Source organism: Streptomyces sp. NRRL F-5123, from assembly GCF_000721495.1.
Taxonomy (GTDB): Bacteria; Actinomycetota; Actinomycetes; order Streptomycetales; family Streptomycetaceae; genus Actinacidiphila.
Map to the genome: position 1 here is coordinate 312,446 of NZ_JOHY01000001.1, position 13,037 is coordinate 325,482.

Annotated in this window: 14 protein-coding genes; 4 read left to right on the forward strand and 10 right to left on the reverse strand. The window is 76.3% G+C overall.

What is annotated here, in order from left to right; all coding sequences use genetic code 11:
- The first annotated feature begins 80 nt into the window (after positions 1-80).
- A complete protein-coding gene (locus IH54_RS0101400) occupies positions 81-932 on the forward strand; it encodes a DUF4184 family protein (protein WP_031512231.1) in 852 nt (283 codons plus the stop codon).
- Positions 933-1,420: 488 nt separating this feature from the next.
- Positions 1,421-2,191, forward strand: a complete 771-nt coding sequence (locus tag IH54_RS0101405) for a L,D-transpeptidase family protein (RefSeq protein ID WP_078861833.1) — start codon at positions 1,421-1,423, stop codon at positions 2,189-2,191.
- On the opposite strand, the gene IH54_RS0101410 is transcribed toward IH54_RS0101405, so the two are convergent.
- The gene (locus IH54_RS0101410; RefSeq protein ID WP_078861834.1) at positions 2,177-3,097 is read right to left on the reverse strand and encodes an NAD(P)H-binding protein; all 921 of its coding nucleotides are present in this window, start codon (positions 3,095-3,097) and stop codon (positions 2,177-2,179) included. The two genes, IH54_RS0101405 and IH54_RS0101410, sit on opposite strands and share 15 nt — an antisense overlap.
- A gap of 131 nt (positions 3,098-3,228) precedes the next feature.
- Here IH54_RS0101410 and IH54_RS0101415 point away from each other — a divergent pair, with 131 nt between their 5' ends.
- Positions 3,229-3,657 carry a MarR family winged helix-turn-helix transcriptional regulator gene (locus IH54_RS0101415; protein ID WP_031512234.1) on the forward strand — a complete coding sequence of 143 codons (429 nt, stop codon included), beginning with the start codon at positions 3,229-3,231 and terminating at the stop codon, positions 3,655-3,657.
- A gap of 286 nt (positions 3,658-3,943) precedes the next feature.
- On the opposite strand, the gene IH54_RS0101420 is transcribed toward IH54_RS0101415, so the two are convergent.
- Entirely contained in the window at positions 3,944-4,240 is a 297-nt protein-coding gene (locus IH54_RS0101420) for an inositol-3-phosphate synthase (protein WP_031512235.1), read from the reverse strand.
- 115 nt (positions 4,241-4,355) lie between these two features.
- On the opposite strand from IH54_RS0101420, the gene IH54_RS0101425 reads away from it, so the two are divergent.
- On the forward strand, positions 4,356-5,249 hold the full coding sequence (locus IH54_RS0101425; protein ID WP_031512236.1) for an alpha/beta fold hydrolase: 894 nt from the start codon (positions 4,356-4,358) through the stop codon (positions 5,247-5,249).
- Positions 5,250-5,282: 33 nt separating this feature from the next.
- On the opposite strand, the gene IH54_RS0101430 is transcribed toward IH54_RS0101425, so the two are convergent.
- From IH54_RS0101430 to IH54_RS0101465, 8 genes are all read right to left on the reverse strand, one after another.
- Positions 5,283-6,077, reverse strand: a complete 795-nt coding sequence (locus IH54_RS0101430; protein ID WP_031512237.1) for a hypothetical protein — start codon at positions 6,075-6,077, stop codon at positions 5,283-5,285.
- Between the two features lie 166 nt (positions 6,078-6,243).
- Positions 6,244-7,350 carry an endo-1,4-beta-xylanase gene (locus IH54_RS0101435; RefSeq protein ID WP_031512238.1) on the reverse strand — a complete coding sequence of 369 codons (1,107 nt, stop codon included), beginning with the start codon at positions 7,348-7,350 and terminating at the stop codon, positions 6,244-6,246.
- 173 nt (positions 7,351-7,523) lie between these two features.
- A complete protein-coding gene (locus IH54_RS0101440) occupies positions 7,524-8,873 on the reverse strand; it encodes a cryptochrome/photolyase family protein (protein WP_031512239.1) in 1,350 nt (449 codons plus the stop codon).
- Entirely contained in the window at positions 8,870-10,390 is a 1,521-nt protein-coding gene (locus tag IH54_RS0101445) for an SDR family oxidoreductase (RefSeq protein WP_031512240.1), read from the reverse strand. The genes IH54_RS0101440 and IH54_RS0101445 overlap by 4 nt, the downstream gene beginning before the upstream one ends.
- Positions 10,391-10,631: 241 nt before the next feature.
- Positions 10,632-11,006: a hypothetical protein gene (locus IH54_RS0101450; protein WP_031512241.1), complete on the reverse strand. Its 375-nt coding sequence runs from the start codon at positions 11,004-11,006 to the stop codon at positions 10,632-10,634.
- Between the two features lie 176 nt (positions 11,007-11,182).
- Entirely contained in the window at positions 11,183-11,602 is a 420-nt protein-coding gene (locus IH54_RS0101455; protein ID WP_052396936.1) for a roadblock/LC7 domain-containing protein, read from the reverse strand.
- 64 nt (positions 11,603-11,666) lie between these two features.
- Positions 11,667-12,476 (reverse strand): hypothetical protein, encoded by an 810-nt coding sequence (locus IH54_RS0101460; RefSeq protein ID WP_052396937.1) that lies wholly within the window; start codon positions 12,474-12,476, stop codon positions 11,667-11,669.
- Positions 12,473-12,859: a hypothetical protein gene (locus IH54_RS0101465; RefSeq protein WP_031512244.1), complete on the reverse strand. Its 387-nt coding sequence runs from the start codon at positions 12,857-12,859 to the stop codon at positions 12,473-12,475. The genes IH54_RS0101460 and IH54_RS0101465 overlap by 4 nt, the downstream gene beginning before the upstream one ends.
- Between the last annotated feature and the right edge of the window lie 178 nt (positions 12,860-13,037).

The following is a 13,037-nucleotide window of genomic DNA, read 5'->3' on the forward strand; positions in this document are numbered from 1 at the left end:
GGGTGCCGGCGGCCCGGGCGGGGGGCACCCCCCGTCCGGGCCCCCGGGCCGCGGGCGCGGGCGGGAGGCAGAATGGCGGGGTGCCGTTCACACTGAGCCACCCCGCCGCCGTGCTCCCGCTGCTGCCCGGCGGGCTGCCCCGCGGCCCGCTGGTGGCCTCGGCGCTGGTCGCCGGGTCGCTCGCGCCCGACGTGCCGTACTTCACCGAGTCGCTGGTGCACGGCACCTTCGGCTACGGGGAATTCACCCACAGCCCGCTCGGCATCCCCACCGCGGACGTGGCGATCGCCGCGCTGCTGGCCGCCGGGTGGCACTGGCTGCTGCGCGAGCCGCTGCTCGCGCTGCTGCCCGCCCGCTGGGCCGGCGCCGCCGAGGCGCTCACCGCCCCCACCGGCCGCAGCCGCGGCGCCGCGGGCGCGGGCTGGTTCGCGCTGTCCGCCGCGGCGGGCGCGGCCACCCATGTGGCCTGGGACGCCTTCACGCACGGCGGCCGGGTGGGCGTACGCCTGCTGCCGGTGCTCGACCGCACCGTGCTGGGGCATCCCCTCTACTACGACCTCCAGTTCTCCACGTCCGTGCTGGGCCTGGCCGCGATCGGCTGGTACGGCGCCCGCACGCTGCGGGCCGCCGTTGTCACTGCCACTGCCACTGCCACTGCCACTGCCGCTCCCGCTCCCGCCGCCGAGCGCGGGGCGCGCCGGTTGCGGCTGTCCCGCCGGACGAAGGCGGCGGCGACCGTCCTGATCGGCGCGGCCGCGGCGGTGGGCGTGGCGACGCGGCTGGCGGGCTGGGACGGCCCGCTGCGCGACGCGACCGTATTCGACCTGATCCCGTCGGTCGCCTTCGGCGGCGGCGCGGGCGCCGCCGTGGGCCTGGCCGGTTACGCGGCGGTGGCCCGGGCCGCGATGGTCCGCCGCGGCGGCGCCGGGTGAACGGTCCAGCCGAGGGCGGGTGCGGGGCTGCGGTGGTGGCACCGGGGTCCGGCGGTGGCCTCCGGTCGTGCGGGTGGTCCCTGTCGGTCGCCCGGCCGTGCGGGCGGGGCCGGGTGCCGGCCTGCGGCGGTGGCGCCGTGACCGCGACCTGACGCCCGGCTCCGCCACCGGCCGTGCGGGTGGGAACGCGGCACCGCGTCGGCCCTCGGCCGCGGCGGCGCGCCCCGGCCGGCCTGCCGCCCCGGCGGCAGGTCCCCGCGGGCACGGATTCGCAACCCTCCCGGGGCAACCCGCGGGCGGGGCCGAATGGTTGCTACAGGTATGGCCAGTGATTCACGTACGGCGGTGGTGACCCGGGGCTGGGCGTGCCTGCTCCCGCGGTGTCGGCCGCGCGTCGCGGCGTTGCCGACTGCGGCGGCGCGCAGCGGGTAGGCGCCCGCAACACCCCGCTGCTCGCACATACTTCCGCACCGAAGGACTTCACCTCCATGGTTTCCCCCTCCCCGCGCGTCCTGCTCTCCGGCCTGGGCGCGGTCGCGCTCACCGCGCTCGCCGGCTGCGGCACCGCCGTCGGCTCCGGCGCGCAGGATCACGCGGCGACGTCCGGCGGCACCCCGCCGGGCGCCGTCCGGACCGTGCCGGCCCCGGCGCCGACGACGGCGTCGCCGGCGCCGCGGATGCCCGCCGGGATCGGGCCGGACATGCTCGCGCGCATACCCCGGCAGAGCCGCCAGTTGGTCGTGGTCACCGGTCGCGGAATCGATTCCTCGCAGGCCACGGTCGTGGTCTACAGCTGGACCGCCGGCGGCTGGCAGCCGGGTGCCGTATGGCCCGCGCACAACGCCAAGGACGGCTGGACCACCGACCACCACGGCGGTGATTTGCGCTCGCCGATCGGCGTCTTCACCCTCTCCGACGCCGGCGGGCTGCGCGCCGACCCCGGCAGCAAGCTGCCCTACCACCACTCCGGCGGCTTCCACGTCGGCGGCCGCGGCTTCGAGGGCGAGCCGCTCGCCGGATCCTTCGACTACGTCGTGGCGATCGACTACAACCGCAAGCCCGGGACGTCCCCGCTGGACTGGACGCGGCCGCTGGGCGCGTCCAGGGGCGGCGGCATCTGGTTCCACGTCGACCACGGCGGCCCGACGCACGGCTGCGTGAGCGTCTCGCAGGCGCACATGAAGCAGCTGCTCGCGACCCTCGACCCGGCGCTCCACCCGGTCGTGGTGATGGGTGACGCGGCGTCACTCGCCGCCTGAGTCATGCGCGCCTTCCGGGCTCTCCGCGCCTGCCCGCCCGGGCGCCTCGGCCGCCGCCGCGCGGAAGACGTCGGCGTGCCGGGCGCACCAGTCGGCGAAACCGGCGGGCGGGCGGCCCAGCAACTGCTCGACGGTGTCCGTGCGGAAGCCCGTGGTGTCGGCCCGCAGGAGCCGGAAGCCCTCGACGATCGCCTCGGCGAGGGCGGGCGGCGCGCCGTTCGGGAAGCGGGCGGCCACCGCCTCCTCGGGTGTCGCCACGGGGCGGGCGGTGAGAGCGGTCCCCGCCGCGGCCGACAGCATCGCCGCCTGCTCGGCGACGGTGAGCGGTTCGGCACCGGTGAGCGCGTACGCCCGGCCCGCGTGCCCGTCCGTGGTGAGGACGTGCGCGGCCACCGCGGCGATGTCCGCGGGGTCGATGAGCGTCATCCGGCCGGGGCCGACGGGGTCGAGGACGTAGCGGCCCGCGCGGATCGTGGGCAGCCAGTCCAGCGCGTTGGTCATGAAGCCGACCGGTCGCAGGATCGTCGACGGTATGCCGGAGCCGCGCACGATCTCCTCGCGCGCGTGGTGCCAGCGGCCCATCGCGGGCATCGGGTCGCCGAGCACGTTGGTGGACGACAGCAGCACCAGGTGCCGTACGCCCGCGGCCCGCGCGGCGGCGACCGCGTTCGCGGTGGTCGCGGTGGAGATGCCGGGGGTGAGCAGGAAGGCCCGCTCGACGCCGGCGAAGGCCGCCGCGAGGCCGGGTGGGTCGGTGAAGTCGCCGACGACGCGTTCGGCCCGGGCGGGCAGGTCGGCCGCCCTGCCCGCGTCGCGGATCAGGACGCGCGGGGCGGCCCCTGCCGCGTCGAGCTGCCGGACCAGCTCGCGGCCGATGTTCCCGGTGGCTCCGGTGACGAGTAGCATGGCTCTCCCCAAGGTCGTTTGCCGTCTAATGACCTGACGGGGCGAAACGCTAGCCGGTTAATGATTAGCCGTCAATCGATCTCGCGCGCGGCTGTCGGCGCCTCGCCCGAGGGGGAGTGGGACGCGACGCCATGCCCGAATTCCTCGACCTGCACAGCCGGACGACCAAGGCCCTGCGCGCGCTCGCGGACGAGGGCATGCGCCGCCACGGCCTGCACTACGGGCAGCACCACCTGCTCGCCGCGCTGTGGGAGCGGGACGGTCGCACGCCCGGCGAGGTCGCGGCGAAGCTGCACGTCACGACGCCCACGGTGGTGAAGATGGCCGACCGCATGACGGCCTCGGGGCTGCTGGAGCGGCGCCGCGACGACCGCGACAACCGGCTGGTGCGGCTGTGGCTCACCGACGCGGGGCGCGCCCTGCGCGAGCCCGTCGAGACCGAGCGGCTGCGGCTGGAGCAGCAGGTCACCGCCGGTCTCGGGGCCGCCGAGCGCGAGCAGTTGATGGCCGCGCTCGGCAAGGTGCTGCACGCCGCGGACGCCCTGCTCGGCGAGGGCTGACACCTTCCCCGGACGAGGTCGGCCGCCGGGCCCGGCGAACCGCAGCAGCAGGTCCTTCAGCTCCGTCGCGCGGTAGTGGTCCTTGCCGTACGCGGGGTCGGAGCGCAGCGGCAGCGGGCCGTCGGGCAGTCGGCCGTGGCTGTCGCGCACGCACGACGGGTCCAGGCCGACGACCTGGAGCGAGGTGCGGATGCCCACTTGGGCTTGGTGATCGACATCGCCGCCCGCACCCTGGCCGCCGGGTCGGTGCCGTCCGGGTGCGGCAGCCGCATCGCGTCCTCCTTGCTCAACGGGAGCCGCGCCGGACGGGGTTGCCCTCGAAGCGGCCGCAGCCCGCGCCGAGGGCCGCGTACGCGTGCAGCGCGTGCGGCGGCAGGACGCGCTCCGGCCCGGCCAGGGCGGTGCGCAGGGTGGCGAGGTCGGCGAAGGCGGGGTGCGGGGCGGGCTGCGGCGCGGTCGGGGAGAGGCTGACCACGACGACGTGCTCCGGCCCGTGCCGCTCGCGGAAGTCGGTGAGCTGCCGGGCGAGCGCGGTGGCCTGGGGCGCCTGCCGGCCGGCCGCGGCGGCGACGCCGGGCCCCATGGCACCGGTTGGGAAACCGTCGGCGCGTCAGATCTATTGTGTACGGTGTATAGTTTACGATGTATACGAGGCTGGAAGCATGCGCCGGCCGCACCGCCGCGAGGAGCCGATGCCCATGACCACCGAGACCTTCCCGACCACCCGCACCGTCGAGCTGTCCGCGGGCCCGGTCGACTACCGCGACACCGGCGGTACGGGCCCCGCCGTCGTGCTGCTGCACGGCCTGCTGATGGACGGCACGCTGTGGGACGACGTGGCGGCGCGGCTGCGCGACGGCCACCGGGTCCTCGTGCCGACCCTGCCGATGGGTGCCCACACCCGCCCCGCGCGCGCCGGCGCCGACCTGTCGCCAGGCGGACTGGCCCGTCTGGTCGGCGAGTTCCTGGACCGCCTCGACCTGCACGACGCCACCCTGGTCGGCAACGACACCGGTGGTGCTCTCGTCCAACTGCTCGTCGCGCAGGCCGCGGAGGGAGCCGCGGGCGCCGCCGCCGCGATGGAGCGGGTCGGCGCGGTGGTCCTCGCCTCCTGCGACGCCTACGACAACTTCCCGCCCGGCCTCACCGGCCGGACCGTGGTCCTCGCAGGCAATCTGCCGCCCGCCCTGTTCGGGCTGTTCATGCAGCAGATGCGGCTACGCCCGATGCGCCGGCTGCCCGTCGCGTTCGGGCAGCTCACCAAGCGCGGCGACGCCGCCACCGCCCGCTGGACCCGCGCCCTGCTGGCCGACGCGGGCGTACGGCGGGACGCGATCCGCGTGCTGCGCGGCATCGCCGCCGACCGGCACGCCCTGGAGCGCGCCGCCGCCGCGCTGCCCGGGCTCGACAGGCCCGCGCTGGTGGTGTGGGCCGAGGGTGACCGCGTCATGCCGCCCGAGCACGGCCGCCGGCTCGCGGCGGAGATCCCGCGGGCCCGGCTGGTCGTCGTCCCGGACAGCCGCACCCTGCTGCCGCTGGACCAGCCGGGGCCGCTCGCCGACGCCGTCCGCGAGCTGGTGCGCAGCCGCTGACGGTACGCCGGGCGGTACGGGGCCGGGCGGCCCTCAGGTCGTCGCCTCGGCGGCGACCGGCCCGCCGCCCAGCGCGTTGCGCAGCCGCGGCTCGGGCATGGCCAGGCTCGTCATCCGGCGCCAGCCGATCAGCCGCTCGTAGCTGTGGACCGCGTGGATGCCCGCCCGCAGCAGCGCCGTCTTCGCCGCCGGCCAGCGCAGGATCTCGCCCATGTGCGTCATCACCGCGACGCTGACGTCGCGGTAGATGGCGATCTCGGCCATCGCGCACTCGCGCAGGGTGTGCTGGATCAGCCGCCCGTGGCCGTCCCGGGCCAGCCGGAGCAGCTCCTCGTGGCAGTAGGCGAGGTGGTTGTCCTCGTCGCGGGCGATCTGCCGCACCGCGCGGCCGATCTCCGGGTGCGTGCCGAACAGCTTGACCAGCAGCGCCATCTGCTCCGAGGCGCGCTGCTCGGTCACCCGGCTGTGGGCCAGGTAGGTGACGATGTCCTGCTCGCCCAGCGGCTCGTCGGCCTTCAGCCGGGAGTGCGCGAGCCCGATCCCGGACCGCTCCAGCAGCATCGTGTAGTCGGTGTCCGCGGGCACCGGCGTCGGTTCCAGGTGGCGGCCGTGCAGCAGGCCGTTGAAGATCCGGCCGTGCTTCTCCTCGTCCGCGCCGTGCCGGGCGATCTTCGGGGCCAGCTCCGCGAGCGCGGGCGGCACCAGGGCCGCGATCCGGCAGTTCTCCCAGCCGCCCTGCGACTCGCCGCTCGCCGCGATGGAGCAGAAGAGCCGGAAGGACTCGTCGTTGTCGAGGATCTCCGTGAAAAGGCTGCGCGCCGACAGCATGGCGCTTCTCCTCTCGCCGCCACCGGATGTCACGACGAGTCAAGGCCGAGCCCGCGGAGCCCGCAACCGGGCGGTCCCGGCGCTGCGCCGTCCGGGGTACTCCGGGCGGTGAAGACCCCGCCAGGACCGTTCCGAGCCGCCGGCCCGGTCCTGGCGGGGAGCGGGGTCAGCGGCGGGTCCGCCGCAGGTCCTGGGCGAGGGCGGTGTAGGCGCCCTTCGGCCGGTAGTCCTCGTCGAGGATCGCCGCCTCGCCCTCGCCCCGGAAGGCGTCGGGCACCCAGGAGTGCTTGTCCGTGAAGCCCCACACCGTGAAGCCGGTGCAGTGCGGGGTGCGCAGGCAGCCGTCAAGCAGCGCCCGGTAGGCCCGCTGCTGCGCCTCGGCCTCGCCGTCGTCGGAGGGCAGCGGGATGCGCACGTCGGCCTCGGTGACCGCGGTCTGGACGCCGAGCGCGTCGAAGCGCGCCATGGTGGCGGCGAGGTCGTGCGGCGCCGGGTGGCGCGTGTCCAGGTGGCCCTGGAAGCCCACGCCCTGGACGGGGATGCCCTTCTTGCGCAGCTCGGCGACGAGGTCGTACAGCGCCTCGCTCTTGGGGCCCGCGCTCTCGATGCCGTAGTCGTTGATGAAGAGCACGGCCTTCGGGTCCGCCTCGTGGGCCCAGGTGAAGGCGTCCTCGATGTAGCCGGGGCCGAGCTTCTGCAGCCACATGCCGGTGCGGTAGGAGCCGTCGTCGGTGAAGGCCTCGTTGACGACGTCCCACTGCCAGATCCGGCCCTTGAAGTGCGTGACCTCGCTGGTGATGTGGTCGTGCAGGATCTGCCGCAGCTCGTCGGCGCCGAAGTCCCGCGCGGTCAGCCAGAGCGGCAGCTGCTGGTACCAGACCAGCGCGTGGCCGCGGACCACCTGACCGTGCGCCTCGGCGTACGCCACCAGGGCGTCGGCCTGCGTGTAGTCGTAGCGGCCGCGGGACGGCTCGACGGTGCCCCACTTCATCACGTTCTCCGGGGTGACCGAGGAGAACTCGCTGCCGACCTTCGCCGCGTAGGGCGCCTCGTGCGCCAGCGCGTCGGAGTCGACGGCCGTGCCGACGCGTATGCCCGCCTGCTGCGCCAGGACGCGCAGCGGCGGGCCGGCCGCGGTGGACGCCGGTGCCCGGTGGCGGTCCCCGCCCGAGCCGGACGTGCCGGACACCACCCGCGGCACGACGACGGCCAGCACGCCGGCGGCGACCGCGGCCACCGCGGCGACCGCGACGGCGCGGGGCATTCTCCTCATGGGCGTCCTTCGGGCAGGCGGAACGGCGGTCCTCGAAAGACCGATTCTCCGAAACTTTCGGAATCGATCACGCAACTTGCGGACGCAACTTATGGCCTGCTCCCCGGCCGGTCAATATCCCGGACACACCCTGTTCCGCCGGCGCCCCTCGCCGGTACGTCCCGCCGTGCCGTTCAGTCCAGGCCGCGGGCCTGCCGGAAGCGCGCCAGACCGTCCGGGAGTTCCACCAGCCGCTCCGGATACCCCTTGCGGTCGGCGGCCGGAAGTTTCCAGGGCTCGTGCACCGCCGCCCCTTCCACCGCGGCCAGTTCGGGCACCCAGCGGCGGACGTAGCCGCCGTCCGGGTCGTAACGGCGCGCCTGGAGGAGCGGGTTGAGGACCCGGTTCGGCCGGGTGTCCGTGCCGGTGCCCGCCACCCACTGCCAGTTGAGCTGGTTGTTGGCGACATCGCCGTCCACCAGCAGGTCCAGGAAGTGCGCCGCGCCCACCCGCCAGTCCACGTACAGCGTCTTCGTCAGGAAGCTCGCCACCAGCAGCCGCGCCCGGTTGTGCATCCAGCCCTCCGCGCGCAGCTGGCGCATCCCCGCGTCCACGACCGGGTACCCGGTCAGGCCCTCCCGCCAGGCCAGCGCGTCGGCCTCGGCCGCCCGGCCGGTGCGCCAGCGGTCGTGCCGGGTGCGGTAGTCGGCCGCCGACACCTGCGGGCGGACCGCGAGCAGCTGCCGGTTGAAGTCCCGCCAGCACAGCTGCCGCACGAACGCCTCCGCGCCCGGCCCGCCCGCCGCCCGCACCCGGTGCACCGTCTCGACCGCCGACAGCGTCCCGAAGTGCAGATGCGGCGACAGCCGCGAGGTGCGGTCGCCCGCCAGGTCGTCCTGCCCTGTCGCGTACGACGCCAGGCCGCCGCGCAGCCATGCCGTCAGCCGCCGCCGGGCCGCCCGCTCGCCGCCCTCCGCGGGACCCGCGGACACCTCCGGCAGCGCCGCCGAGCCCACCTCGTCCGGCACCGGCACCCGGCGCGGCGCGGGCAGCGTGTCCCGCAGCCGGTAGCCGGACCAGTGCCGGAAGTACGGTGTGAAGACCGCGAAGTGGTCCGAACCCTGCGGGGTCAGCGCGCCCGGCGGCACCGCCGTGACGACCGTGTCGTGCACGTGCAGCCGCCGCCCCGCCGCCGTCAGCGCCCGCCGCAGCCGGTCCTCGCGGCGCTGCCCGAAACCGCTGTCGGCCGCCGCGAGGTGGACCTCGGCCGCGTCGCACTCGGCAGCCACCGCGCACACCTCAGCCGCCGGATCCCCCTCGCGCACCACCAGCCGCCCGCCCCGCTCGCGCAGCCCCGCGTCGAGGTCGGCCAGGCACGCGGTGAGGAAGGCCGTCCGGTGCGGGGCGGCGAAACCGGCCCGTGCCACCGCCGGGTCCCGCACGAACAGCGGCACCACCTCGTCGGCCGCCGCCAGTGCCGCCCGCAGCGGCGGATGGTCGTGCAGTCGCAGGTCACCCGTGAAGAGCACCACCGCACGCCTCATCCGCCCGCGCCTCCCGCCTTCTCCTGTTCTGCCGAACGCGCCGCCGCCCGTGCGATGTTGCGGGCCATGCCGCCGAAGACCGCGGCGTGGAAGGGCGCGACCCCCCACCAGTAGGCGTGGCCCAGCAGCCCGCGCGGCAGGAAGACGGCCCGCTGCCGGTAGCGGGTGCGCCCTTCGGCATCCCGGTCGGCGCGCATCTCCAGCCAGGCCAGGCCCGGCAGCCGCATCTCGGCCCGCAGCCGCAGCAGCCGCCCGCGCTCGATCTCCTCGACGCGCCAGAAGTCCAGCGAGTCGCCGACCCGCAGCCGGTGCGCGTCCCGCCGCCCGCGCCGCAGCCCGACCCCGCCGAACAGCCGGTCGACCAGCCCGCGCACCGCCCAGGCCACGCCGAGCGAATACCAGCCGTGCTCGCCGCCGATGCCCTCGATCACCCGCCACAGCGCCTGCGGGCTCGCGTCGACGACCGTCTGCCGCCGGTCGGTGTAGAGGCTGCCGCCCGCCCAGTCCGGGTCCGTCGGCAGCGGGTCGCTGGGGGCGCCGGGGACGGCCGCCGACGACCAGCGCGTGTCGACCTGCGCCTCGCGCACCCGGCGCAGCGCCAGGGTGAGGGCGCGGTCCACCCCGACAGGGCCGCCCGGCGGGTCCGGGACGTAGGTCCCGATGTCGTGCTCGTGGCAGACCACCTCGTGCCGCAGCGACTCCGCCAGCGGCCGGGCCACTCCCGCCGGGACGGGGGTGACCAGGCCGATCCACAGGCTGGACAGCCGCGGGGTGAGCACCGGCACCGGCAGGATCAGCCGCCGTGGCAGCCCCGCGACCGCCGCGTAGCGCCGCATCAGATCCCGGTAGCTGAGCACGTCGGGACCGCCCACGTCGAAGCCCCGGCTGACGTCCGCGGGCATCGCGGCGCTGCCGACGAGCAGGCGCAGCACGTCCCGAACGGCCACCGGCTGGACCCGGGTGCGCACCCAGCTCGGCGTGACCATCACCGGCAGCCGCTCGGTGAGGTAGCGCAGCATCTCGAACGACGCCGAGCCCGACCCGATGACGACCGCCGCCCGCAGCACCGTCGTCGGCACCCCCGAGGCCAGCAGCACCTCGCCGACCTCCGTGCGCGAACGCAGATGCGGCGACAGCTCGCGGCACGGCACGCCCTGCGGGATGAGCCCGCCGAGGTAGACGATGCGCCGCACCCCGGCCGCCCGCGCCCGCTCGCCGAAGAGCCGGGCCGCCCGGCGGTCGGTCGCCTCGAAGTCCCGCCCGCTGCCGAGCGAGTGCACCAGGTAGTACGCGACATCGGCGCCCGCCGTCGCGGCCGCCACCGACGCCTCGTCCGTCACGTCCCCGGCGACCACCTCCGCCCGGCCCGCCCACGGCTGGTCGCGCAGCTTGACCGGCGTGCGGGCCAGGCAGCGCACCCGGTAGCCGGCGGCCAGCAGTTCGGGAACCAGCCGTCCGCCGATGTAGCCGGTCGCGCCCGTCACCAGGCAGAGCCGCCCGGCGCCCGGTCCCGTCACCGGCTCCGCGTCCCGGCCCGCTCCCCGGGCCGTCGCCGCGTCGCCCACTTCCGCTCCCCCCGCCGGTCGCCGCGACCGCTGCCGCGCTGTCGGCCCCAGCACACCACGCCGGGCCCGCCGCCGCCGGGCGCTGCGGCCGCAGGTCACCCGAAGCGAGCAACGCCGCGCCCAACGGGGGCGGGGGCGGGGGAGGGGAGCGCGAGGGGGCGGGGCGGGAGCCGCGCGCTCTTCCCCGCCCCGCTCACACCTCCAGGTCGTTCTCGATGGACTTGAGCTGGTGCCGGGCCATCGCCAGGTTCGCCCGGCCGCGGTCCAGCGCCAGGTAGAGGAAGAGCCCGGACTTGCCGCGGCCGTGCAGCAGCCGGATCAGGTGGTACTGCGAGCCCAGTGTGATGAGGATGTCCTCGATCTCGTCCTTGAGGCCGAGCATCTCCATGGTGCGGACCTTGGCGCGGACCACGTCGGTGTTCCCCGCAGCGGCCACGGTGAGGTCGAGGTCCTTCCCGCCGCCGAGCGTGCCCAGGGCCATGCCGCTGGTGTGGTCGACGAGCGCCACGCCTATGACGCCCTCGATCGAGGTCATCGCGTCCTTGAGGGCGGTTTCGGTGTTGGCCATGATCTTCCTGCTTCCCTTCGACGGTGTGTCAGGTACTTGCGGTGGGTGGGGGGTCCTGGGCACCGGGGGCGCGGCGGCTCCCGCCGGGTCCGGTGCTCCGGCCGCCTCGCGGCCGTCCCGGGGGCGCGGCCTCGCGGCCCGGCTGCCGCGCGCCGCCCGCGGCCGTTGCTCGCCGGTCACGGCGCGCCGCCGCCGGGCCGCGAGGCCGTACCCTCCGGCTCCGCGGCGGAGCCGCCCAGCAGCGCGGCCACCCGGGCGCCGCTGCGGCGCGACTCCAGGTGCAGCCGGCCGACGTTGGTGTGCGGCCCGGCCAGGACCAGCAGGACGGCGTCGCGCCCGGCCGGGTAGAGCGCGACGCAGCCGCCGCCGCTGCGGATCAGCAGCTCGCGGAGGGACTCCTGGCCCGCCGCTTCGGTCAGCCGCAGCCCCACGCCGAGGGCGGCGGCGCTCAGTGCCGCGAAGCCCTCGGCCGGCAGGCCGGGCGCGTCGCCGGCGAGCAGCAGGCCGTCGGCGGTCGCGGCGACCGCGCCGGTCACATCCGGCAGCCGTGCCCGCAGGCCTTCCAACTCCATGCGTATCGCGGCTTCGTGGGCCATCGATCTTCTCCTCTCGGCACGCAGGGCACGCCGCTGCAGCACGCGCTTCACCGCCGCGCCCCCTTCACAACCGCTCCAGGGCGACCAGCAGCCGGCGCAGCAGCGCAGCGTCCGGCGTGTCGCCGATGCTCTGCACCCAGGCCGGGGCCCGGCCGGGCGGCCGGCTTCCCGGGCGCGGGGTCTCCACCAGGCCGAGCGCGGCCAGCCGGCGGACGTCCACCAGCGCGTGGAAGGCGGGCCGCCCCAGCAGCGCCGCGATGGCCGACGGGGTGCGCACCCCGTCGGCGAGGCCCAGCACCGCGGCCTGACCGCGCGGCAGGTACGGCGGGCGGGCGCCCGCCGCGCGGGCCGCGGGCGCGGGCGTCACGGGCGCCGCGTCCAGCTCCGGGTGCGGCCACAGCCGCTCCAGCAGCCGGCGCCGCCGTGCCGCCTCGCCCTCCACCGCCGCCACCGGCACCCCGTCGGGCGAGCCGAACCAGTGCCGTACCCCGTGCCGGAAGCGGGTCGGGCCCGCGGCCGGAGCGAGGACGAAGTAGGACGCGTCGTGCAGCGCGCCGAGCCGGCTGATCTCCAGCTCGCCCGCGGCGATCCGGCCGCGCTCCACGAGCCGCCGCCCCACCGCGCATTCCGCGCCGGCCTCGGCGACCGCCTCCCGCCAGGCCTCCGGGCCCACCCGGCCGCCGGCGGTGAGCAGCACCTCGATGCCGGGCGCCGCCGGGCTCTCGGCGTGCACCACCGCCCCCCGGTCGAGGTAGAGCGCGCCGGTGTCGCGCAGCAGCACGCCGGTGGCGCGCTGCCCGGCGAGCCGGGCGAGCATGGGGGAGTGCGCCGCCGTCCCACCCGTCCCGCCGCCGCTCGCACCGCGGGCCGTCATGCCACGACCAGCTCCTCGGCGAGCTCCCGCATCCTGCGCAGGGCCAGCGCCAGGTTCGCCTGCGCCCGGTCCAGCCAGACGTAGAGGAACACCCCGCCCTCGTAAGGGGCTTCGAGGAAGCGGATCAGGTGGTAGCCGGTACGGGTGAGGACCACCGCCTCCTCGGCGGCGGGGCCGGGACCGGTGTGTCCTGCGGTGAAGACCGGGTGCTCGGCGGTGGCCCGGGCGTAGCCGGCGGTCTCGGCCGCGACGGTCTCGTGGTCGCCCGCCGCGGCCTCGCCGACCACCCCGAGCGCCAGCCCGCTGATCCACTCCACCAGGGCGGCGCCGCGCGCCCCCGGCAGCGCCATTGCCCGCAGCAGGCACTCGTCGATCCCGGACACACGACTCCCCTCGCCGCACGCTGCCGCGCGACCGCCCTGTCCGGCGGTGACGAGCACGCTACGCACGGTGCCGCTCGTTCCGGTGAGTTCTGGCATTTTCCTGCGGTACATGCGGGCGGCGGGTTTAAGATGCCCTCGCCCGCCCCGGGGCGGCTCCCGTACGGCGCCCGCCCCGCGG

Bases quoted from the DNA above. Each gene is read 5' to 3' on its own strand.
- IH54_RS0101410 (WP_078861834.1), bottom strand. From the start codon at position 3,097: ATGCTACTCGTCACCGGAGCCACCGGGAACATCGGCCGCGAGCTGGTC.
- IH54_RS0101430 (WP_031512237.1), bottom strand. From the start codon at position 6,077: ATGCTGTCGGCGCGCAGCCTTTTCACGGAGATCCTCGACAACGACGAG.
- IH54_RS0101425 (WP_031512236.1), top strand. From the start codon at position 4,356: ATGACCACCGAGACCTTCCCGACCACCCGCACCGTCGAGCTGTCCGCG.
- IH54_RS0101460 (WP_052396937.1), bottom strand. From the start codon at position 12,476: ATGACGGCCCGCGGTGCGAGCGGCGGCGGGACGGGTGGGACGGCGGCG.
- IH54_RS0101450 (WP_031512241.1), bottom strand. From the start codon at position 11,006: ATGGCCAACACCGAAACCGCCCTCAAGGACGCGATGACCTCGATCGAG.
- IH54_RS0101420 (WP_031512235.1), bottom strand. From the start codon at position 4,240: ATGGGGCCCGGCGTCGCCGCCGCGGCCGGCCGGCAGGCGCCCCAGGCC.
- IH54_RS0101405 (WP_078861833.1), top strand. From the start codon at position 1,421: ATGGTTTCCCCCTCCCCGCGCGTCCTGCTCTCCGGCCTGGGCGCGGTC.
- IH54_RS0101415 (WP_031512234.1), top strand. From the start codon at position 3,229: ATGCCCGAATTCCTCGACCTGCACAGCCGGACGACCAAGGCCCTGCGC.
- IH54_RS0101435 (WP_031512238.1), bottom strand. From the start codon at position 7,350: ATGAGGAGAATGCCCCGCGCCGTCGCGGTCGCCGCGGTGGCCGCGGTC.
- IH54_RS0101455 (WP_052396936.1), bottom strand. From the start codon at position 11,602: ATGGCCCACGAAGCCGCGATACGCATGGAGTTGGAAGGCCTGCGGGCA.
- IH54_RS0101440 (WP_031512239.1), bottom strand. From the start codon at position 8,873: ATGAGGCGTGCGGTGGTGCTCTTCACGGGTGACCTGCGACTGCACGAC.